Origin of the sequence: Bacillus sp. ISL-41, assembly GCF_018613235.1 — a bacterium.
Classification (GTDB): Bacteria; Bacillota; Bacilli; order Bacillales; family Cytobacillaceae; genus Mesobacillus.
In genome coordinates, this window is the sequence record NZ_JAGGQP010000044.1 from 20,571 (window position 1) to 41,166 (window position 20,596).

Annotated in this window: 19 protein-coding genes; 9 read left to right on the forward strand and 10 right to left on the reverse strand. The window is 42.4% G+C overall.

Annotation, left to right across the window (positions count from 1 at the left end):
- The first annotated feature begins 16 nt into the window (after window positions 1-16).
- The 3 genes from J7I80_RS20705 to J7I80_RS20715 all read left to right on the forward strand — a co-directional run bounded on the left by J7I80_RS20705 (window position 17) and on the right by J7I80_RS20715 (window position 1,474).
- Entirely contained in the window at window positions 17-253 is a 237-nt protein-coding gene (locus tag J7I80_RS20705) for a sigma-70 family RNA polymerase sigma factor (protein WP_214740939.1), read from the forward strand.
- A gap of 250 nt (window positions 254-503) precedes the next feature.
- Window positions 504-689 (forward strand): hypothetical protein, encoded by a 186-nt coding sequence (locus J7I80_RS20710; protein ID WP_214740941.1) that lies wholly within the window; start codon window positions 504-506, stop codon window positions 687-689.
- Between the two features lie 167 nt (window positions 690-856).
- Window positions 857-1,474 (forward strand): S-layer homology domain-containing protein, encoded by a 618-nt coding sequence (locus J7I80_RS20715; RefSeq protein WP_214740943.1) that lies wholly within the window; start codon window positions 857-859, stop codon window positions 1,472-1,474.
- A 230-nt stretch (window positions 1,475-1,704) separates the two neighbouring features.
- Here J7I80_RS20715 and J7I80_RS20720 read toward each other — a convergent pair whose 3' ends face one another.
- A complete protein-coding gene (locus tag J7I80_RS20720) occupies window positions 1,705-2,466 on the reverse strand; it encodes a polysaccharide deacetylase family protein (RefSeq protein WP_214740945.1) in 762 nt (253 codons plus the stop codon).
- A gap of 111 nt (window positions 2,467-2,577) precedes the next feature.
- Window positions 2,578-3,732, reverse strand: a complete 1,155-nt coding sequence (locus J7I80_RS20725) for an endo-1,4-beta-xylanase (protein ID WP_214740948.1) — start codon at window positions 3,730-3,732, stop codon at window positions 2,578-2,580.
- A gap of 364 nt (window positions 3,733-4,096) precedes the next feature.
- On the opposite strand from J7I80_RS20725, the gene J7I80_RS20730 reads away from it, so the two are divergent.
- The 5 genes from J7I80_RS20730 (at window position 4,097) to J7I80_RS20750 (ending at window position 9,902) form a co-directional block, all read left to right on the forward strand.
- Complete coding sequence (locus tag J7I80_RS20730) at window positions 4,097-5,851, forward strand: sensor histidine kinase (RefSeq protein ID WP_214740950.1); 1,755 nt, start codon at window positions 4,097-4,099, stop codon at window positions 5,849-5,851.
- Complete coding sequence (locus J7I80_RS20735; RefSeq protein ID WP_214740952.1) at window positions 5,841-6,626, forward strand: response regulator transcription factor; 786 nt, start codon at window positions 5,841-5,843, stop codon at window positions 6,624-6,626. The genes J7I80_RS20730 and J7I80_RS20735 overlap by 11 nt, the downstream gene beginning before the upstream one ends.
- A 109-nt stretch (window positions 6,627-6,735) precedes the next feature.
- Window positions 6,736-8,040, forward strand: coding sequence for an extracellular solute-binding protein (locus J7I80_RS20740; protein ID WP_214740954.1), 1,305 nt, complete (start codon window positions 6,736-6,738; stop codon window positions 8,038-8,040).
- A gap of 75 nt (window positions 8,041-8,115) precedes the next feature.
- The gene (locus tag J7I80_RS20745) at window positions 8,116-8,994 is read left to right on the forward strand and encodes a carbohydrate ABC transporter permease (protein ID WP_214740956.1); all 879 of its coding nucleotides are present in this window, start codon (window positions 8,116-8,118) and stop codon (window positions 8,992-8,994) included.
- A 14-nt stretch (window positions 8,995-9,008) separates the two neighbouring features.
- Window positions 9,009-9,902: a carbohydrate ABC transporter permease gene (locus tag J7I80_RS20750; RefSeq protein ID WP_214740958.1), complete on the forward strand. Its 894-nt coding sequence runs from the start codon at window positions 9,009-9,011 to the stop codon at window positions 9,900-9,902.
- 482 nt (window positions 9,903-10,384) lie between these two features.
- Here J7I80_RS20750 and J7I80_RS20755 read toward each other — a convergent pair whose 3' ends face one another.
- The 5 genes from J7I80_RS20755 to xylA all read right to left on the reverse strand — a co-directional run bounded on the left by J7I80_RS20755 (window position 10,385) and on the right by xylA (window position 16,240).
- Window positions 10,385-11,008: a YesL family protein gene (locus tag J7I80_RS20755; protein ID WP_214740960.1), complete on the reverse strand. Its 624-nt coding sequence runs from the start codon at window positions 11,006-11,008 to the stop codon at window positions 10,385-10,387.
- Window positions 11,009-11,218: 210 nt separating this feature from the next.
- A complete protein-coding gene (locus J7I80_RS20760; RefSeq protein WP_214740962.1) occupies window positions 11,219-12,202 on the reverse strand; it encodes an aldo/keto reductase in 984 nt (327 codons plus the stop codon).
- Window positions 12,203-12,214: 12 nt separating this feature from the next.
- Window positions 12,215-13,249 (reverse strand): aldose epimerase family protein, encoded by a 1,035-nt coding sequence (locus J7I80_RS20765; RefSeq protein ID WP_214740964.1) that lies wholly within the window; start codon window positions 13,247-13,249, stop codon window positions 12,215-12,217.
- Between the two features lie 53 nt (window positions 13,250-13,302).
- Window positions 13,303-14,802 (reverse strand): xylulokinase, encoded by a 1,500-nt coding sequence (xylB, locus tag J7I80_RS20770; RefSeq protein WP_214740966.1) that lies wholly within the window; start codon window positions 14,800-14,802, stop codon window positions 13,303-13,305.
- A 121-nt stretch (window positions 14,803-14,923) separates the two neighbouring features.
- On the reverse strand, window positions 14,924-16,240 hold the full coding sequence (gene xylA, locus J7I80_RS20775) for a xylose isomerase (RefSeq protein ID WP_214740968.1): 1,317 nt from the start codon (window positions 16,238-16,240) through the stop codon (window positions 14,924-14,926).
- Window positions 16,241-16,556: 316 nt separating this feature from the next.
- Between xylA and J7I80_RS20780 the strand changes: the two genes are divergently transcribed.
- Window positions 16,557-17,711 (forward strand): ROK family transcriptional regulator, encoded by a 1,155-nt coding sequence (locus J7I80_RS20780; RefSeq protein WP_214740970.1) that lies wholly within the window; start codon window positions 16,557-16,559, stop codon window positions 17,709-17,711.
- Between the two features lie 56 nt (window positions 17,712-17,767).
- Here J7I80_RS20780 and J7I80_RS20785 read toward each other — a convergent pair whose 3' ends face one another.
- From J7I80_RS20785 to J7I80_RS20795, 3 genes are all read right to left on the reverse strand, one after another.
- Window positions 17,768-18,751 carry a glycoside hydrolase family 43 protein gene (locus J7I80_RS20785; protein ID WP_353050142.1) on the reverse strand — a complete coding sequence of 328 codons (984 nt, stop codon included), beginning with the start codon at window positions 18,749-18,751 and terminating at the stop codon, window positions 17,768-17,770.
- A gap of 142 nt (window positions 18,752-18,893) precedes the next feature.
- Complete coding sequence (locus J7I80_RS20790; protein WP_214740972.1) at window positions 18,894-19,883, reverse strand: Gfo/Idh/MocA family protein; 990 nt, start codon at window positions 19,881-19,883, stop codon at window positions 18,894-18,896.
- A 217-nt stretch (window positions 19,884-20,100) separates the two neighbouring features.
- Entirely contained in the window at window positions 20,101-20,520 is a 420-nt protein-coding gene (locus J7I80_RS20795; RefSeq protein WP_214740974.1) for a DUF3221 domain-containing protein, read from the reverse strand.
- Between the last annotated feature and the right edge of the window lie 76 nt (window positions 20,521-20,596).

The window sequence follows — 20,596 nt, forward strand, 5'->3', positions numbered from 1 at the left end:
ACAGGGAAGCTAAATTGTGGGTGAAGCAGTGGAGAGAGAGGAAGCGATTGTTGAACTGATGGAACGCTTTGGCACAGATGTTTTGCATCTTGCTTATTCATATGTACGGAATAGGCAGACTGCGGAGGACCTGGCTAAGGAGATTTTCTTGAAGTGCTACAAGAGGTTTGACACATTCAAGGGAAATTTGCAGGTACAGACTTGGCTTTATCGTATTGCCTCTAATCATTTCACGGATTATTTGAAAAGCTAGAACCATCGACAGGTTTTGGTTACAGGCTATATCTCGGCGAAACTTTCTGGCCATCATAAAGAATCACCTTTTACACTCGAAAAAATATCTGAAACGGATTACCGAATTATCCAGACTCAGAATTTTGAAGATGGCAGGGTCCAAAAATTTTCCGCTGGCTTTGGGTTCGATTCTGGATCCTGGAAAATAACTTCAATGGAAACCAGAAGAACTGAGCGCTCCCCGGCTTGAGGAGCAGGAAGCCGTCGACTTGCTGAACAAATACAATAGTGTTAGGGAAGCCGCCTTTAAAGATGCATTGGATCAGCCAAATTTTAAGTTCCGAACGTATAAAACGAAAGAGAAATTTTATCAGTTATTCCTTGATTTCATGTCGAGAGATGAGGTTGCCGACAAATGGGTAATAGATGCTAGAAACATTACTGAAGAAAACTGAAGCACAGGGACGGTTCTACTGCTTGTTTTTCAAGCAGTAGAACCGTCCCCATGATTGACGAGCACGAGAACCGTCCCTCTGCTTACCCATACCATATCGTTATACAAAGCAGTGCGGAGATGTTAATGTGAAGAAAGATGGTAAATAAATGGTAAGGGTGAAAAGTGATGAATAAAATAACTACGATTTTGTTAAGCGCTATTTTAGCCTCTAGCCTCTTTGTATTCAATGGTGATGCAAAAGCCAGCTCATTTAGTGACATCAACAATCACTGGGCAAAGGAAGAAATGGAGTATTTGGTGCAGAAAGGGATTATCGGTGGTTATGCTGATGGCACTTTCAGGCCGAATGAAATTGTCACCCGAGCTCAAGCTGCGATTATGATTGGCCGCGCACTGGGATTACCGGGAGAACAGCCGGTTGACACAAGGTTTCCTGATGTTCCAGCAAGTGTGACGGGTTCAGGTTATATTCATGAGTTGGAACTGATCGACGTACTGACCGGATATGGTGACGGGACTTATCGCCCTCATCAACCAGTAAACCGGGGAGATGCAACCGTTCATTTAATACGATCAGGCCTCGCACCTTCAGATCAGCAGCCATATCCAGAAAATCCATTCACAGATGTTTCTTCAAGCCAGCTTTCAGGACCTTTCGTCATCATCGCTTACCATAACGGCATTGTAGACGGTTATGCAGATAAAACATTCCGTCCATATGAACCGATTACCCGCGCCCAATTTTCGGTCTTTCTATCACGGTCTTTGCAAAGTAAAAAATAAACTAAGCAGATGAATCTCAGTCTTACATCATGGAAGAAGCTCGGCTGTTTAAACAGCCGGGCTTCTTTTTGGCTTTCCCCCATTATTTTTACCGAAGGAGGCAGCAAATTAGTCATTTCTAACCATAGATATATGTCGTAATTCATCCATGTCTATTAATTAAATCATAAAAAGCCGGCCACAGGATCACACCCATGCCCGACCTTTAACTCTATAATTCTCTTTTGCTGCTAATACCCTGTCTCAACCATTCTAATGAAATCCTCTAAAGTATGTTCTTGCAGGATCATAATCCGAGGCAGTTCATATCGGTAACTTTGATCTGTGCTGATTCCGCCGCCTACTTTGAATGCGCCTTTAAACCCTAATTCCTCTAAAACGGAGATTGTATCGGCATTATAGCTTCCATATGGATAGGCGAAGGTATTTGTTGTTCTTCCAGTTAACTCTTTAAGGGCACTCGTTGCTTCATTGATTTCTGTGTATTGCTGCTCCCTGCTTAGATCGGCAAGCGCTGGATGTGTTACTGAATGATTTTGGATATCTACCCCGTTCTCCATTACGGTTAGAAGTTCATTAGAAGTCATATTCCAGCTTCCATCCACCCAATTGGACACCGTGAATTGAGTAGCCTTCATTCCATATTTCTGCAGAACAGGATATACATACGGATAAAAATCATTTGAATTGTCATCAAACGTCAGGAGAATTGGCTTCTTTGGCATGGCCGCTTTTTTATCAAGAATGTTAAAATATTGCTTCATTGTTAAAGTGCGGTAGCCATTTTCATGAAGATAAGCCATATGTTTTTCGAATTCTTCTAGACTGAATTGATAGGGATTATTCGGGTCAGGATTAGGTTTCACAACATGATAAAGCAGGACAGGAATTTCAACCTGCTCAGTTTGTTTAGCGCTGGCTGGCAGCTGATATTGAGTACTTGCAATTAGTAATAGAATCAAAGCCATAAACAGTCCTTTAAATTTTTTCATCCGCACCGTTCCCTCCTATTTTTAGCTGCATCCACTTTGTTGATAAGGACAACAAAGTGGATGCAGGAATTCCCAAGGAAATCAATAAAATGCAGTTATTAATCTAAAATTCTAGTCAATAATCGCCCAATAAGCCGGCTTGGCATTGTATTCATTATCGAATACAAACGGCGCGTCTACTCCCACTCCGTCATTGTACTGTTCTGCGCGGTCATTCAGCCAAGTGTGGTTATCTGCAACACCCCAGAATGTCACACTGCTAATCTTGTCTCCCAGACTTTCATAAAGTTCGAATAGCTGGTCATAGCGTTCTGCCTGACGTTCAAACTCGCTTGCAGGGATTTCATCATAAGCTGGATAAGCAGGTCTTGGCGGCCATCCATAAAGGCTTACATCCAGTTCAGTAATTTGGTTATCGAGGCCCAAGCCGGCAAACATGTTAATGGAATCCTCTATTTCCTGAAGAGATGGCCAGCCGATTTGGATATGTGCCTGATGCCCAACTCCATCGATAGGAACACCAGCTTCAACCAATTCCTTCACCAGGTTATACAGGTGGGTTCTCTTCGGTTCTACTTCGGTATTGTAGTCATTGATGTAAAGCTTAGCGTCCTTTGCGGCAAAGCGATTCGCCGTTTCAAAAGCAACCTTGATATACTCTTTACCTGTAATTTGATACCATGGAGATTCGCGTAAGCCCTCTTCGTTAGACGCATACTCATCAATCACTTCGTTGACTACATCCCATGAGCTAACATCATTTTTATAGCGCTTGACGACCGTTTTAATATGAGTCTCTAATCGTTTTAGCAATAGCTTTTTATTCTTTTCACGCTGCTTAGGATCTGTTTCATCGACCATCTTGTTTCCTTCCTCATCCAGGAAGAACCATTCAGGGACCTGACTGTGCCAGATCAGCGTATGAAAACGCAGCTCCATGTCATTCTCTTTCGCAAACTTAACGATTTTATCTGCTTCCTCGAAGGTGAACTTCCCTTCTTCAGGCTGGATATTAATCGGTTTCATAACATTCTCGGCAACAACGCTGTTAAAATGGCGCTTTAGGACATCAGCGTCCTTTCCTTCAAGCATGCTAGGCTCAACGGCTGCACCAATATCGAATGAATCTGCATACCTTTCATCAAGTTCCACTTCGACATCCAGTGCACTCACCGGTTCAGCTGCTGCAACATTGGATAATCCGGCAGGTAAAAATAGGGCCAAAGCCAGTCCAGTAAGAAATGGTTTACGCAATACTTTTAACATATTAGGAGTTCCCCGCTTTCTAAAATTGTTTTTTAGCATTTTACACAGTTCTAACGAATTCTCCCCCCTCAATCAGTTTTCTTGGTCAGGAACATAAGAAAGGGCTTTCATAGAGGTGTAAAAAAATAGGCAGCAGTTACCTGACGTAAGAAGATTATATCAGCACTAAACTTTGTTTATCCACTTAATAAACTAATAATTTAAAGTTTTCTCTAAAAATGATAAAATATGACTAGATGGAAATTAAGCCATTTGCATCCTAAATTTTTGTACATTTTACCTGAAATAGACATATCAACAGCTACTAAGAAAGGAGATATAATAGTAAGTACAAATACTCATAGAAAAGAAAGGCGAACTCCCCGTGCTGAAACAACTAAAAAAGTGGAACACATTACGCAACCAGATTCTATTTATCTTTTTGATTGTCATGGTCATTGTCTTATTGATCGTCAGTCTTCTAACATTAGGACAAGTCTCGGCACTGCTCCAGAACAACGCCGAAAAGCAAATACAGCAAGTAGCGATTGAAGCCAATGGGCGAATCGAATCTCTTTACGAGCAGATCAATATGAATTCAAAGCTTGTCATAACAGATGAAGGGGTTCAAAGAATCTTAACGGATGTCCATGACGGAAAACAGGTATCTTTTAGCGACAGGCAGCAATTAATGGGGCATATCAACCGGATCATCGGGAATACGGATGGGATTTTTTCCTTTCAGCTGTTTTCTGAAAAAAAGCAGCGGATCCTCCCACTTGATGAGGATGAACTAATAAACCGAATCGGCAAAAAGTGGATTGATGAAGCATATAAGGCAAGAGGACGGATCGTTTGGATTGGTGAAGATCCAAATGATAAAAACTACTACCTGGCCATCCGGAGAGTTAATTTAATGGAAAGACAATATAGAAATGGCGGCTATCTTTTAATCAGTATTAACCGGAATCATTTTCATTTTGCGAATGAAAAATATGAGAATGACCAATACTCGATTCTTTTGGATCAAGATCAAAATCCGATCATCCAAAATTATACCGGCGATATCGAGAGTATCATTGAAAGCAAAGAAAACGTCGTGCAGCTAAATGAGCGGGATTATATCGTAACAAAGCAAACATCAAGCCTTACAGGGTGGACTGTCTTCATTTTAACTCCTGTCAGTGAGCTGACTGAGGGAATGTCCTGGATCAGGAACGGCATCATTTTGTCTGGAGTGGTCGGCCTCATCATTTTTTCCATCAGTTCTTTCTTTTTATCTACCTTGATCACAAGCCCGATATTAAGATTGACAAAAACCATGCGGCGAGCTGGAGATGGTTCATTAACACAGAATCCGGAAGTGTATTCCGTTAATGAAATCAATGAATTAAACAGTACCTATAACCAACTGGTAAAAGAAACGAACCACTTGATGCAGATGGTTTATCAGAAGGAGATTTTAAGAAGCCAAAGTGAATTGAAAGCGCTTCAGGCGCAAATTAACCCGCATTTCCTTTTCAATACGCTGGATGCGCTTCATTGGTCTCTTGATGAAAAAGATGAGGAAGAGCTTGCTGAACTGGTAGTGGCCATGTCCGATTTATTCCGTTATACCATTACAAAAGAAACCGATGATGACTGGGTGGACCTAAAAGACGAAATCAAGCACATCAGCGACTATATGGAAATCATGAAAATGCGTTTTGGCAATAGGCTGCAATGGCATGTCTCAGTCCCGGAAAAATATGAGCATGTCAGGATCCCTAAATTGATCATACAGCCTCTGGTGGAAAACGCAGCCCTCCATGGAGCTGGAAATAAAACAGGAAACTGCCAGATTTCTGTAATCGTAGAACCCGTCAAATATGAAAACGAAGAACGGATTCGTATCATCGTAAAAGATGATGGATCCGGGATGGACTCAGAGCGGCTGTCACAGATTATCCAGAACATTGAAGATGGCGGTACCTCCTCTGCGAGCGGAAAAGGGATGGCCATTTCAAATGTCTATAAGCGCTTAAAACTATATTACCAGGGCATTTCACACACAGACCTTTTGATTGAGAGTGAGTTGGACCGGGGAACTCGGATTACGTTCGAACTACCGATTGAAGGAGGCGAAAAGAATGTTGTCTAAAAATATTTTGATTGTGGATGATGAACCGAGAACGAGACAAGGCTTGCAAAGAACGCTGGAAAGCTGGAACAACGGTGAATACACCATCCTCACTGCAGAAAGCGGTGAGGATGTCCTGCGCATTGCACAGGAAAAGAAGATTCATATTTTACTATCCGATATCCGGATGCCGGAAATGACAGGTCTGCAACTATTAAAGACTTTGAAGGAAAAAGGAATGAGGCCCGTAGTGATTGTCATATCCGCCTATTCCGAATTCGAATACGCACAGCAAGCATTAAAGTTCGGTGTCATCAATTATCTTTTAAAACCCATTGGGAAAAAGAAGCTGATTGAAGCTGTCGAAGATGCTGTGAAAGTCATGGAGAAACAAGAAAGGGCCGGATTGATTGAAAAAGTGGTGGACGAGAAAATAGTCGATGCCAGCAACAAGATGGATTCAACCAAAGATACCATCCGCAAGGCGATCATTTATATTGACCGCAATCTAAAGGAAGAATTCACATTGAAAGATGTTGCTGCCCATGTCCATTTGAACCCCAGTTATTTTAGCGTATTGTTCAAGGAGCAAGTCGACCTTAATTTCAGTGAATATGTGACCAGAAGAAGAATCCAGCGCTCAAAGGAATTAGTCCTTTCGACTACCCTCCCGATTAATGAAATAGCAGAAGAAGTCGGCTATAAAACCGCAAAGTACTTCATTAAGATTTTCAAAGAAATAGAGGGTATGACACCGAGCGCTTATCGAAAAACAGGAAATGAAAGGGCTTTCTAAAAATAGTAGTATTTTTCCTAATCATAGTTGCCTTTTTTGGTCTCCCCCCTGGTGTTAGACTTTAACTGTAAGGCATAGACAAACAAACAATTGAGGGGGTTTTGGATTAATGAAAAAGAAAGCGTTTTCCTCTGTGATGACCTTAGCATTGGCAGGCGGACTGATTTTGGGAGGCTGTTCTTCCTCTACTGGTTCCTCGGGCGAGAAGGCGTCCAGCGGAGATAAAACTGTCGTGAAAATGATGCATCTATGGCCAGAAGGAAGTTCAAATGCACAATACACTATTGTGGATGACATTATCAATGCATATGAAAAGGAACATCCAGATGTAGACATCCAGACCGAAATTCTAGGCAATGAGCAGTACAAGGAAAAAGTCAAAGTATTATCTGCTTCAAATGAACTGCCGGATGTTGGGATCACTTGGGCCGCAGGATATATGAAGCCTTTCGTTGATGGAAAAATGTTTGCTCCATTAGATGACATTGCTAAAGAAGACAATTTCGTTGCTGGTACGCTTGATGCTTTCTCAGTTGACGAAAAGCCATACGCTGTACCTCTTGAATTGAACATCACCCCGGTATATTACAATAAAGAAATTTTTGAGAAATATAATTTAGAAGCTCCAAAGACATATGATGAGTTCCTGAATGTCGTTGAAACACTTGCTGATAACAAGGTTACTCCGATCACTTTAGGAAACAAAGACCGCTGGACTGGATCCATGTGGTATATGTACCTTGCTGACCGCATTGGCGGACCAGAAGCTTTGAACAATGCAATCAACCGTTCTGGAAGCTTTGAAGACCCAGCTCTTGTCCAGGCAGCTGAAGAAATTGAAAAGCTTGTTAAGATGAATGCATTCGTCAAAGGCTACAACGGCCTTTCCAATGATGAAGCAAAAGGTTACTTTATGAATGAACAAGCTGCTATGTACATGATGGCAACATGGGAGCTTCCAAACTATACAACAACTCCTGATGTATCCCAGGAATTCAAGGACAAAGTTGGTTACTTCAAGTTCCCTACCTATGAAGGCGGAAAAGGCGATATTGACAGCTATGTAGGCGGACCTGGTGTTGGTCTGTTCGTATCCGAACAATCAAAGGTTAAAGACGAAGCGAAAGAATTTGTCTCCTACCTGGTAGAAGAATGGGGCAAGCGTTCCGTTGTTGACGCTGGAGTCATTCCTGCTACAGTCGTTGATACATCCAATGTCGAGCTTCACCCAATGTACATTGACATCCTGAATGACTTAGGAAACGCAACGAACCTGACTCTATATGCAGATGTTCAGATGTCTGCCAGCGTAGCAGATGTTCACTTGAACCAGATTCAAGCATTATTCGGCGGACAAACAACTCCTGAAAAGTTTGCAAAAACGCAAGAAGAAGCACTCGCTGCTGAGAAATAATACTTGCTTAGAAAGAGGGCATATTGCTGATGAATATGCCCTTTTCTTTATAGGAAAGGAAGGCGGCTAACCAACATGAAAAATGTTATGTCGAATAAATACGTAATTGCCCTTTATACGCTTCCAGCACTGCTTCTCATACTCACCCTTATCTATATTCCCATTGTATTATCAGGCTATTACGGTTTCATGGACTGGGATGGAATCGGTGAGATGACATTTATTGGGCTGGATAACTATATCACCCTCGTTCAGGATAAAATGTTCTGGACAAGTACCTATCATTCTTTTCTTTTAGCTATTTTCTCTACAGCGAGCTTGGTGCTGTATCTGGCCATTTCCCTGGTTTTAGCCAGTAAAATCAAAGGTTCAGATCTATTAAGGAAGATTTATTTAATCCCAATGCTATTATCCTCTGTTGCCATTGCCCAGCTCTGGATGAAGATTTTCGATCCAACGAACGGTATGGCGAATACATTACTTGAAATGTTTGGTGTGGAAAATACACCAATTTGGCTGGCAGACCCTGAAATCGCGCTATATGCGATCTTCATTCCGGTTATCTGGCAGTATGCAGGATTTTATATTCTTATTTATTATGCTGCACTAAAGAACGTGCCCGATGAAATCATTGAAGCGGCGAAAATTGATGGAGCCAGCTCATTGCAGATTGCTTATAAAATAAAACTGCCCCTGATATCTGGAATTTTTAAAGTGACAATCATGCTCGCAGTAGTTGGTTCACTGAAATACTTTGACCTGATTTATGTTATGACAGGCGGAGGGCCTAACGGAGCCAGTGAAGTAATGGCTTCCTATATGTACAAAGAAGCATTTAAATTGAATAATTTCGGTTATGGCAGTGCCATCGGTTTTGGACTATTAGTGATCGCACTCTTCATGACCTGGTTAATTTCGAAACTAACGAAATCTAAAGACGATGTTCAATTTTAAGGGAGTGAAACATAATGAGCGAGGTTAGCACACAACCAGCAGCAACGACCCTTTCCGCACCCCAAAAAACAAAGAAATCTTACTTGAACAAAATCGGATTTGGATTTCTTTATCTAATATTAGGGTTATTTGCTGTCATTCAAATTTACCCATTAGTATGGCTGTTGTTCTTTTCATTAAAAACCAATCAGGAAGTATTCGGGATGTCACCTTTCTCGTTGCCGCAAGACCCGCAATGGGGCAACTATACAAAGGCCTGGACTTCAGGCAATATCGGGGTCTATTTCTTCAATAGCGTATGGATCACCGTTTTATCTGTTGCTCTGACGATCATCCTGGCCAGTTTCGTGACATTCGCTGTTACACGTATGACCTGGAAACTTAGCGGCCTAGTTCTTGGCTTATTCCTGGTCGCTTATATGATTCCATTGCATTCGACCATCATACCTTTGTTCAATATGTATAACAGTGCCAATCTAATTGATAGCCCAGTATCGATTGTCTTATCATATACGGCATTCAATCTACCTTTGACGATTATGATCTTGCTCGGATTTTATAGAACCTTCCCGCGTGAGATTGAGGAGGCTGCGGTCATGGACGGATGCTCGGTCCACAGGATCTTCTTCCAGATTACCCTGCCGATGACCGTACCTGTTCTATCAACAACCGCCATCATCAATATGATCTACAACTGGAATGAGTTCGTGTTTGTTAACACCTTCATCAGTTCAGATAACTGGAAGACACTGACGGTTGGGATCAATAACTTTGTAGGACAATATTTAACAGACTGGGGAGCAATCGGAGCAACTCTAGTTATCAGTATTGTACCAATTCTGCTTGCCTTCTTGTTCTTAAGTGACAAGATTGTTGAGGGGATGGCAGCTGGGTCTGTTAAGGGTTGATTTTGGGCAAATCCTAAATGAAAAGTATAAAGACTGTAGACACACTCGATGAACTTGAGCTGGGCTACAGTCTTTATTTTTGATTGAGGTAAAAAGGGGGCTGTTGATTTCCGTTCCAGGCGCTTCGCTTTCCGCGGGCAGTCCGCGAGCCTCCGCGGCGCTTTTCGCGCCTGCGGGGTCTCCCGTGACTTGCTGATCCCGCAGGACATTGATTGAGCTTCCTCGAACCTGCCCACGCACGATGGAAATGCGGTAGCATTTTCGGAGGAGTCTACGCGCCTTCCACTACAATCAACAGGACTTTATAACTTTTTTCGGGCAGCACTGAAAGCTCACTATAAAATAGACTTATTTAACGCATGACCAAAAATCAGTTTCCTCACTTCTCATTGCCAGAGTAATAACTAAGCCCAATGAGACTGTTCACAAACATTCAGCAAACAGTCCCATTGGGTCCTTTCTCACTACTAATATATCCATCTTTATTCAGTTACACTTCTTTTCCTGTCCATCTTGCCGAAAACGAGATAGGCTGCGGACATAATGATGGCTGCTATGAGGCTGCCGCCAAAGAAGAAGCCTAGAGCAGGGATGAATTTTACGACGAATAGCACTGCGACGATTCCTGCGAGCATCACTATATTTTCAATCGGGCTGATCAGCATCATCAGGAATGAGTTTTTAACGATTTGTAGCCACTTCAATTCAAAATGGACATATACCGGGAATAGATAGAGTATAGTCATGATGGCAGCAAACATAAACAGATAGATTGGGATCTGAATGAAACTTACAAGACCGATCACCGACCTTTCTACGAAGACCAGGTTAAAAACAATCAGCCCAACGACTGCAGCTACGAGCAATCCCAATCCATTGCTGCGGAAAAACTCCGATTTCCAGGTTGTCCAAAAGGTCCGAAAAATCGGGATGTCAGTTTCCCCTTTCAGCCACTTGCGAATGATCGTGAACATCGCAATCGTCGCTGGGAAAAATCCCAGGACAATGAGACCCGCGAGTGAGAATCCAATCCATAATAGATTTATATAGGCAAATTTCGTAATCCATTCCGTAGCTGCAAAAGCCCGGTTTGCCAATGTATTCATCCAATCCCTCCATCCAAAACCCTTAACATGTAATCCATTTATATGTTCCTTGTCAGCACACCACTAGGCGGTACCAACTTAAGGAAAAGAGGGCTAAATTATGCGGATTAACCCTCTTCCTATCATTATAAAATAGTTTAACTAACCGTCCACCGCCCAAAATCAAAAAAGAAAGCACAAAGTTTAAATTTGTGCTTCAATTCTTTAATATCAGTAAGGCCCTCTGATAAATTCTTTAACATTCTCCTGATAAAAACGCTGAATTGTCTGAAGCTCTTTTTCTGTGAATGGCTTTGTTTCCAGTGTCTGCAGATTATCCTTAACTTGATCAATGTTTTTAAATCCAGGTATGATGCAAGTAATCTCTTTTTGGTCGAGAATCCAGCGCAGTGCGGCGCTCGCCATCGATTGGCGTCCTTCTGCAATCCACTTTAGCTGGTCGGCCAGTTCAACACCCTTCTTGAACCCAAGGCCGGCAAATGTTTCTCCGACATTAAACGCTTCTCCATTTTCATTGAAACGGCGGTGGTCATCCTCTTCAAACACATGCCTTGCCGTAAATTTACCAGTCAGCAGCCCGCTTGCAAGCGGCAATCTCACCAGCAGTCCTACCCCTTTTTGATAGGCTTGAGGGATCAATGTTTCAAGCGGCTTCTGGCGGAACATATTAAAAATGATCTGCAGGCTTTTGACATTTGGGTTCTCGAGGCTGATCAGCCCTTCTTCCACCGTTTCGACACTGACTCCATAGTGGCGGATTTTCCCTTCTTTCTTGAGACGATCAAGTACTTCAAACACACTGCCATCCCTCAAAATCTCTGTAGCTGGGCAATGGATTTGGTACAAATCAATTGTTTCCCTGTTCAAACGGCGAAGACTATCTTCACAATAAGACCTGACTGTTTCATAGCTGTAGTTTTTCGGATCAAATATGTCACCCTGGCGGCAGAACTTTGTTGCGATATGAATCTGGTCTTCCTTGCCTTTGGTGGCCTTCGCTAACAACTCTTCACTATGACCGTCACCATAAACATCGGCTGTATCGAAGAAATTGACACCCTGGTCAATCGCGTACTCCAGGGATCTTAATGCTTCTTCATCATTAGTCTTTCCCCATGACCCACCGATTGCCCATGTCCCAAAGCTCACTTCACTGATCTTGATCCCGGTATTTCCTAATTCACGGTAATTCATTTCAACATCTCCTTATTCCAATCCAAATTTATACTTCGTGATAGACGAGTACATCTCCCCTTTGTCCAGAACCATCGATGGAAAATGTGGATGATGGATGCTATCAGGAAAGGCTTGTGTTTCCAGACAGATTCCCAAATATTTTCTGCATGGAACCCTCCTGAAGTCCCCTTCCGCTTTTAGAGAATTCCCCGAGTACACGACAACAGCAGGTTCATCTGTTTCAACCGTCAGGGTACGCCCGCTTTCTGGGTCCTTCAGAGCAATTTCATTATCATAGTTATCATCTAATATAAACGGATGGTCATACCCATTTCCTACGAGAACATTTTGGGGGTGATCCGATTCAGCGCCACTTTTTACAGTACCACCTTTTTTAAAATCAAATGGCGTATCTTTGACATCCAATATACTGCCGGTCGGCAGGAACTCCTCATCCAGCTCAAGAAAACGCGAACTTTTCAGCTGTAAGGAATGATTTAAAACATCCCGTTTCAAATTGCCGCTCAAGTTAAAATAAGAGTGATTGGTGACAGTAAGCAGCGTTTTTTGATCTGTTTGCGCCCGATACTGGATCGATAATTCATTGTCGTTGTTCAGTCTGTAAGTTACTTCTATGTACAGATTTCCAGGATAGCCTTCCTCGCCGTCCCTGCTTAAATAGGAAAACAGAACACCGTCGTCAATGACCTTCGCATCCCATACCACCTTGTCAAAGCCCTTCAATCCGCCATGGAGATGGTTGGTGTTATCGTTTTGGGCCAGAGTGAAATTCTTACCAGCCAGTTCAAAACTGCCGCCTTTGAGGCGTCCTGCCACCCTCCCGACAACAGCACCGAGAAAGTAAGGGTCGTTCAGATATTCATCAAGTGTGTCATGGCCGAGAACAATATTCTCAAATTTTCCATCTCGATCGGGAACAATCATTTTCGTGATAATACAGCCATAATTAATGGCCGTCACTTCCATGCCATGGTCATTTCTCAAAGTAAAGGAATGCACAGGATGGCTGCCGATCTGCCCGAATTTTTCTTTCGAAACTTCCATTCAGATCCTCCTCTCTTTTAAAAGAAAGCCCCACATTAAGTGGGGATTCAAATTTATCTTCTGAATTCTTTTAACTGGTCATTAAGCGTCTTGGTCTGTGTGTATACATTCTGATAAATCGAAAAGAGCTTCTTATATTGTTCAACATTTGCAGGAATTGGCTCATAGGTTTTAGAGACTTGAATGAATGCTTTTGCACAATCCTTCAGTGATGGGAACCAGCCGCAGCCGTATGCAGCGAGCATGGCGGCTCCCATTCCAGGCCCCTGTTCACTTGCCAGCTTTTCAATTTTCGCATTGAAAATATCTGCCTGCATTTGCAGCCATGTTTCGTTTTTGGCTCCGCCGCCGATGGAGATGATAGCATCAATCGTCTTTCCGCTGCTTCTGAAAATTTCAATGGACTCATTTAGAGAGAATGTGATTCCCTCAAGCACTGCCCGTGCAAAGTGCTTGCGCTCGTGTGAAGCATCGATGCCAATAAAGCTGCCGCGAATGGCGGAGTCAGCATGCGGTGTTCTCTCCCCGACGATATAAGGAGTAAATAACAGACCGTTGCTGCCGGCTGGTACTTCATTCACTCCCTCTAAGAACTCGTCAAAAGCCTCCTGTTTTGCAAAAGTATCCTTGAACCAGCTTAAACTGTAACCGGCTGCCAGCGTCACGCCCATTGTGTAATAAGCATTCTCTTCCCCATGGTTAAAATAATGAACCTTTCCTGCAAAATCGAGGTCATTTCTTTCTTCATAAGATAGAACAACACCCGAGGTGCCGATGCTGCATAAGCTTTTTCCTTCCGTTAAAATCCCGGAGCCAATCGCACCGCATGCATTATCTGCACCGCCAGCAAACACTTTTGTTCCTTCCGTTAACCCGGTTGCCTTCGAGAATTCAGGTGAAAGACTGCCAACGACTTCATGGGATTCCACCAATGGCGGGCAGAACTCAGGAGAAAGACCAAATGCATCGAGGATTTCCTGGCTCCATTGACGCTCAGCCACGTTCAACAGCAAAGTCCCGGCAGCATCCGAGTATTCCATCTGAATCTCCCCGGTAATACGATAGCGTAAATAATCCTTAGGCAGCAAAAAAGTGCTGGCACCTTTAAATACTTGCGGTTCATTTTCTTTTACCCAGAGGATCTTTGGCAAGGTGAATCCTTCCAATGCAGGATTCTTTGTTACCTCTAACAGCCGCTCCTTGCCAACAACACTGTAAATCTCCTCACATTGCTGCGTTGTTCTTGTATCATTCCATAAAATCGCATTCCGTAATACCTGATGGTTTTCGTCCAATAAAACAAGTCCGTGCATTTGCCCGGAAAAACTGATGCCTTCAATTTCAGCGGCATCTCCATCAAATTGATCTAAAAGTTCAGCAAGACCCTCCGTGGTTTTTTCAACCCATTCTTCAGGGTTTTGTTCACTGTAACCAGATTTTTCAATGATAAGGGGGTATGATTTAGAAACTTCCTTACACACTTCTCCACTTGGATTGACCAGCAGTATTTTAACGGCACTTGTGCCAAGATCCACTCCGATGACGTATTTCACCCTAGATCCTCCTATTCTATAGAAATGGGGCTGTCTAACAGGGCCGGTCCTCACAGCGAGGATTTACCACTTCGTTATTTAGACAACCCCAATGCTTAAGTTTAAATTATACTTTTACGAATTAAAGTGTTTCCAGAAGGTATTGATTGATCACTGCTTTTAAGCGTTCTGTTCTGCCAGACTGGTTTTTAATCTCGGTTAACTGAAGAGCATATTCTTCAAGTTCACGGAAGTTTGTTTTACCTTCTGCGATCCTTAAGCCGATTCCTGTTGTATAGCTGCTGTAACGTTCTTCAACGAAGCTATCAAGAACCTTATCTTCAATTAATTTGTTTGCTACTTTCAGGCCGATTGCAAATGCATCCATTCCTGCAATGTGGGCGTGGAAAAGATCTTCCTGCTCGAAAGAACCTCTTCTTACTTTAGCATCAAAGTTCAAGCCGCCGCTTCCCAAGCCGCCATTTTTCAAGATCTCATACATTGCCAGTGTATTAGTATACAAATCTGTTGGGAATTCATCTGTATCCCAGCCTAGCAGTGTATCGCCCTGGTTCGCATCTACTGAACCAAGCATTCCGTTAATGCGAGCCGTTCTAAGTTCATGCTCAAAAGTATGGCCGGCAAGTGTAGCGTGGTTCGCTTCAATATTGAACTTGAAGTAGTCTGTCAGATCGTATTTTTGCAAGAATCCTAGACCAGTAGCAACATCAAAGTCATATTGGTGTTTAGTTGGCTCTTTTGGTTTTGGCTCAATCAGGAATGGTACATTCAAGCCGATCTCTTTTGCATAGTCGACTGCCATATGGAAGAAACGGGCCAGGTTGTCCTGCTCAAGCTTCATGTCCGTATTGAGCAGTGTTTCATAGCCTTCACGGCCGCCCCAGAATACATAGTTTTGTGCACCAAGCTCTTTCGCTACTTCAAGGCCTTTTTTCACCTTCGCTGCAGAATATGCAAAAACATCAGCATTTGGAGCAGTTGCAGCACCATGAGTATATCTTGGATTCGTGAACATATTAGCCGTGTTCCAGAGCAATTTCGTCTTGCTAGTTTTCATATAATCTTTAATCATGGAAACAATTGCGTCCTGGTTTTCGTTTGTTTCTTTTAAAGTGCTGCCCTCAGGAGCGATATCCACATCGTGAAAAGCAAAGAAAGGAACATTCAATTTTTCAAAAAGTTCAAACGCAGCCTCAACGCGTGCTTTTGCCAAATCCATGCCATCGAACCGGTCCCATGAACGGATTGCAGTCCCAACACCAAATGGATCTGTGCCATCAGCCGTGAATGTATGCCAGTAAGCTACAGAAAAACGAAGAAGTTCCTCCATTGTTTTTCCATTGATCTTTTCTTCTGGATTATAATATTTAAATGCAAAAGGATTGTTGGAGCGTGGACCTTCAAATTGGATTTTGTTCACTGATTCAAAATAAGCCATGCCGTAATTCCTCCCTGGATTTTGTTTAGAAACCATTCATGTAAATGCTTACAAAATTTTGTTTTATAAAATATCTTTTCTCCTGTTACAATTCAAATTATAGCACCAGATACTTAGTTTGTCTATCTGATAAACTAAGATTTTGTGAAGAAAATTTAAGATATGATGGATAAAACCCTTCAGTTTTCTTTTACTAACCCAGAACTCATACTTAAAATTAAGTTACACTAGCTACGATACCTCCAAAGTTTGTATGTTTGGCAAACTAAGATTATGATAAAATAAAATTACTATTAAATAAGGGAGCTATAAATCAGTGGGAACCTTAACGTGGAATCAGCATGTTGTAAAGAAAAATAATAAAGCACTTGTCCTGAGTCTGATCATTGAAAAAGAGACAATCTCCAGAGCAGACATTGCCAATGTAACAGGCTTGAATAAGACGACCGTTTCTTCTTTAGTCACTGAATTATTAGAGGATGAACTGATTTACGAATCTGGCCCAGGGATTTCAAGCGGCGGCAGGCGACCGGTCATCCTCCATTTCAACAGGAGTACTGGCTATGCAATTGGTGTTGATATTGGCGTCAATTATATCCTGGCAGTGTTAACGGATTTAAAAGGGAAGATTATCGTTGAGAAAAGCCAAAATGTGAATCGGACCTCCTATTCTTCTATTATCAGCACTGTCCAAACAATGATTCAATCCCTGATGGATGATATGCCTAACAGCCGATATGGCATTGTCGGAATTGGAGTAGGTGTCCCTGGAATTGTGAACAAAGAAGGATCAGTCCTGCTTGCTCCAAATTTAGGCTGGACTAACATCCAATTAAAAGAAGACCTGGAAAGAATATTTAACGTGCCAATCATCATCGAAAATGAAGCAAATGCCGGAGCGGTCGGCGAGCAGCAGTTTGGGGCAGGCCAGGACTATGAAAATATCCTTTATGTCAGTGCCGGAATCGGTATCGGCGTAGGAATTATTTTAAACACAGAGCTGTACCAGGGGAAAAGTGGATTTTCAGGTGAAATGGGCCATATGATTATAGAATTGAACGGTAAACGCTGTAACTGCGGCAGCAGAGGGTGCTGGGAAGCCTATGCTTCTGAAAACGCCCTTCTTGAAATGGCTGGAGAAAATATTGACTCATTGGAGTCCTTGATCGAGCATGCTAAAAACGGAGAAAAATCAGCAATCGATCTTTTTGAAAAGATTGGACAGTACTTAGGGTTCGGGATCAATAACATCATTAATACCTTCAATCCTGACCAGGTGATCATCGGAAACCGTTTAGCTCTGTTAAGAGAATGGATTGAGGAACCAATCCTTACGACGATTGAGAATCATACACTTGCATACCACCAAAAGGAGATGCAACTAGAGTTCTCAAAGCTTGGAAAATATTCAACTGCCCTGGGCGTATCTGCTTTTGTCGTTGACCATTTTATAAAAGCAGGAGAAGCATAGACTTGATAAAATGAAAACCCGATTCAGCTTTGAATCGGGTTTTTCTCTGTAGAATTTTATCGATCAGCATAAGGATCGATCGTTTGGATCGTTCCATCTTCATTATATTTTAGTTCCGTGAATTTCACAGAACGTTTGTGGTTCACGCCGCCAGACATCGAGCAGTCATGATAGAACAAATACCACTTATCTTTGAATTCAACAATCGAATGGTGGGTTGTCCAGCCGCTGACAGGTGTAAGAATCGTGCCTTTATATACAAATGGCCCTTGTGGATTCTCGCTGACAGCGTAAACAATTTTATGAGTCGTACCTGTTGAATAAGAAAGATAGTAAAGACCATTGTACTTATGGACCCATGGCCCTTCAAAATATCTGCGGTCCTCATCACCTGCAAGAATCGGATTGCCCTCTTCATCGACAATGGAAATTTCCTGTGGTTCCCCTTTAAAATTCAACATATCATCGGTTAATTCAGCAACGATTGGTCCTAAAGCAGGTTCCGTCGGTGCCGGGCCTTCAGCATCAGGTAGGAACGTGCCTGTCTGCCACTTTTCCAGCTGTCCTCCCCAGAGGCCGCCAAAATAAACATAAGCTTTTTCATCCTCATCCACTAACACCGCCGGGTCGATGCTGAAGCTGCCAGGAATATAATTTGGCTCAGGTTTGAAAGGCCCTGCAGGACTTTGGCTCGTCGCCACACCAATTCTGAAGATCCCTTCCTGGTCCCGTGCCGGGAAAAATAAATAATACGTATTGTTTTTATAAGCAGCATCCGGAGCCCATAGCTGCTTGCTTGCCCAAGGGATATCTTTTAGATGAAGCACTTCCCCATGGTCAATACATGGAGCATCAGCATCTTCCATGGAAAGGACGTGGTAATCCTCCATTTTATACTGGTCACCATTATCATTCGAAGGCTCATCATGATCAAGATCATGTGAAGGATAAATATAAAGCTTCCCTTCAAAAACATGCGCGGAAGGATCTGCCGTAAAAATATGCGTAACTAAAGGTTCATTCTGCTTAGAATTTTTCACACTGATAACCTCCATGTTCATTTTAAGATCTATTCAAATTATAAACGAAGTTCATCTACTTTGTATACCGATTAAACTAACTTTTCTTACGGAGACAAAGGGACGGACTTTCTTGTTCTAGTAACTTTCTGGTTTTGATTGCTTATATAGTAACTTCTTCTTTCTTTTCTAAAGATGAGTAGCAGGCATCAATGACACGCATATTGGCGATGGTTTTTTCTGCTGGATAGCTCAGAGGTTTCTTTTCGAGAATCGCTTCGGAAAGATGATCTATCTCGTATAAATAGATATCTCCATCAACCTGTTCAGTTCTTTGCTGGCCGTCAGATTCAACTATAACCAACCCAACACCACCCTCTACATCCGGACGGAAAGCTCTGGGTACCAGAATCCTCCCCTTAGTGCCCACCACCTCAAATTCCTGTCTGAAGTTTGCTTCAAAGCTGCAATCAAAAACACCCTGAATACCCTGGTCGAATTCCAGATAAGCCACAGCTGAAACATCTACACCTGTCTCCGGATCCAGTCTGCCATGTACATGGACTTTTACAGGTTCAGCTCCTAAAATAAACCGCATGCTATGGATGCAATAGCAGCCAACATCATAGATACTGCCCCCGCCCAAGCTTTTATTCATGCGGATGTTCGTCTCACGGTCAACCATGTAATAAGAGAAGCTGCTTCGCATCAGCTTTACCTCGCCAATTTCTCCAGACGCGATGATCTCCTTGACACGCTCATGCTGAGGATGAAATTGATACATGAAGGCTTCCATAAATAAAACATCCTGTTCCTTGCAGTACCTTTCCATCTCGACCATTTCTTCGGCTGTTAACGCCGCCGGCTTTTCACATAGAATATGCTTCCCGTGTTTTGCTGCTTCGAGGACCCATTTTCGATGGAGATTGTTAGGCAGAGGAATATAGACAGCATCAATATTCGGGTCTCCCAGCAGCTCTTCGTAGGTATCATATACTCTTGGAATATTCAGCTCCACCGCCACCTCTACCGCTTTGCCGCTAGAACTGGCAATCGCTTCAACCTCTCCTATAGCCGATCTTTGAATCGCAGGAATGACCTGTGTTTGAGCAATGTTCGCCGTACTTAAAATTCCCCATTTAATTTTCCTCATTACCTTTCCTCCCATAGTTCAGGATTAAGAAATTACTGCCGGCTTATAAAAAAGAGACGAGAGTTCCCGAATTATAGTTAACCACCCTAATCTTAACAACCGCCATTTTGTTTGTCTAGACGATTGACTAAGTAGGATCAGACAAAGCCAAACACTTCACCACACCACCGCAACGGGGGTCAGACCCCCAGTGCGGTGGTGTGCTAAAGTCTTCAATTCACTCTTCTGTAATTTTAATCTTCGAAGCTTTTATGGTAGCTCCCCATATATCTACTGCTGCCTGCTCTTTATAGTAGATTTCGACTTTCTGCCCTTTTTTAAGCTTCTCGAAATCTCTTCGATTTATTGAAAAGTAGTTGCCTCTTGTTCCATAATCCCTCGCATCTTGCTGTGCAATATGATCTAATTCGGCAGCATCTGTATATGCTTCAATTTCCTCTTTTGTTATATCTTTAATAACCAGCACAATATAACGATCGTCTTCCACTTCGGTAAATGCCACATACCCTTCGTACTTATTATAGAACAGGTCGATAGCAGACCTAAAAGCAATGAATACAGAAACACCAAAGATTATAATTGTCATAATTACTATTACAATCTCAAAGCCTTTTAGCTTCAACTCAAATCCTCCCAACAAAACTCTCCCATTCTATTCAATTATGACTTATCAAAGCTGTGTCGTCACATACTTGCAATCCCTTTCTATCAAA

Excerpts from the sequence above, each read along its gene's own strand:
- J7I80_RS20755 (WP_214740960.1), bottom strand. The coding sequence starts at position 11,008 with ATGAATACATTGGCAAACCGGGCTTTTGCAGCTACGGAATGGATTACG.
- J7I80_RS20745 (WP_214740956.1), top strand. The coding sequence starts at position 8,116 with ATGAAAAATGTTATGTCGAATAAATACGTAATTGCCCTTTATACGCTT.
- J7I80_RS20725 (WP_214740948.1), bottom strand. The coding sequence starts at position 3,732 with ATGTTAAAAGTATTGCGTAAACCATTTCTTACTGGACTGGCTTTGGCC.
- J7I80_RS20720 (WP_214740945.1), bottom strand. The coding sequence starts at position 2,466 with ATGAAAAAATTTAAAGGACTGTTTATGGCTTTGATTCTATTACTAATT.
- J7I80_RS20765 (WP_214740964.1), bottom strand. The coding sequence starts at position 13,249 with ATGGAAGTTTCGAAAGAAAAATTCGGGCAGATCGGCAGCCATCCTGTG.
- J7I80_RS20750 (WP_214740958.1), top strand. The coding sequence starts at position 9,009 with ATGAGCGAGGTTAGCACACAACCAGCAGCAACGACCCTTTCCGCACCC.
- J7I80_RS20740 (WP_214740954.1), top strand. The coding sequence starts at position 6,736 with ATGAAAAAGAAAGCGTTTTCCTCTGTGATGACCTTAGCATTGGCAGGC.
- J7I80_RS20790 (WP_214740972.1), bottom strand. The coding sequence starts at position 19,883 with ATGAGGAAAATTAAATGGGGAATTTTAAGTACGGCGAACATTGCTCAA.
- J7I80_RS20735 (WP_214740952.1), top strand. The coding sequence starts at position 5,841 with ATGTTGTCTAAAAATATTTTGATTGTGGATGATGAACCGAGAACGAGA.
- J7I80_RS20760 (WP_214740962.1), bottom strand. The coding sequence starts at position 12,202 with ATGAATTACCGTGAATTAGGAAATACCGGGATCAAGATCAGTGAAGTG.
- xylA (WP_214740968.1), bottom strand. The coding sequence starts at position 16,240 with ATGGCTTATTTTGAATCAGTGAACAAAATCCAATTTGAAGGTCCACGC.
- J7I80_RS20715 (WP_214740943.1), top strand. The coding sequence starts at position 857 with ATGAATAAAATAACTACGATTTTGTTAAGCGCTATTTTAGCCTCTAGC.